Origin of the sequence: Streptomyces antioxidans (genome assembly GCF_000968685.2) — a bacterium.
Lineage (GTDB): Bacteria > Actinomycetota > Actinomycetes > Streptomycetales > Streptomycetaceae > Streptomyces > Streptomyces antioxidans.
The window spans coordinates 1-869 of sequence record NZ_LAKD02000278.1 but is presented as its reverse complement, the minus strand read 5'-3'; the positions used below and the strand labels follow the sequence as shown (position 1 = coordinate 869).

The window sequence follows — 869 nt, the reverse complement described above, 5'->3', positions numbered from 1 at the left end:
AACCCGTACACCACTTCCCAGGACGCAACCCGAGCCCCCGCGCGGCGAAGCCGCAACCTGCGGCGTCGATGTGCGGCTGCGCGCGGCAAGGGCTTCGCCCCGGGCCCGGGGCAGACCTCGGCTTTCCCTTCCCGCCCCATCCTGCAGGGGGCGATGGGCACCTGCGCCGAGCGGCAGGGGCTTCGCTCTGCGGCGGTGCCCCCAGGTGGCGGGGCCGCGTCCCGCAGCATCACCGTTTGGCGGTGCCGCATGGGCAAGGGCGTCGCCCTAGGGTCCGGGGCTGCCCCCGGGGTCCGGGGCTGCCCCCGGGGTGTGGGGCGTAGCCCCCGCACGCGGCGGGGCCGCATCCCGCCGCACCGCTGTACGGCTGCGTCCCGCGGCAGGGGCTCGGCCTCGGGGTTTGGGGCGGCCCCCATTTTCCCTCCCGTCCCTTCCCGCAGAGAGCGATATCGTCCAGCAGCCGGGCGAGCGCCGCCTCGCGGTCGGCGGCCGACTGGTGCCGTTCGGCACGCTCGCGTGCGTAGAGCCGCACGAGGTCGTGATAGCGGTAGCGGCCCGGTGCCGCGGACTCCAGCAGGGAGGCGTCGACCAGGGACTCCAGAAGCTCCGCGGCCTCGAAGGTGTCGAGGTCCAGGACGACGGCCGCCGCGGCGAGCGAGATGTCGGGGCCGTGCGGCCGCGCATCGAGGCAGGGGCTCCCGGCTGGGGGCGGGGGCCCGGGGTGGAGCTCCGCTTCTCTCTTTCCGTAGTGCCGCTATGCGGCTCCACCGCGTGGCAAGGACTTCGGCTCGGGATCCGGCGGATCTTCCGCGGGCCCGGGGCGGAGCCCCAGCGGGGGGGCTGGGGCGGAGCCCCAGTTGTGGGAAGGG

At 75.7% G+C, this 869-nt stretch carries 1 pseudogene; it reads right to left on the bottom strand.

Going from position 1 to position 869, the window contains the following annotated elements:
- Nucleotides 1–451 precede the first annotated feature (451 nt).
- A pseudogene (locus VT50_RS38155) lies at nucleotides 452–670 on the bottom strand (hypothetical protein); the annotation flags it as partial.
- Nucleotides 671–869 lie beyond the last annotated feature (199 nt).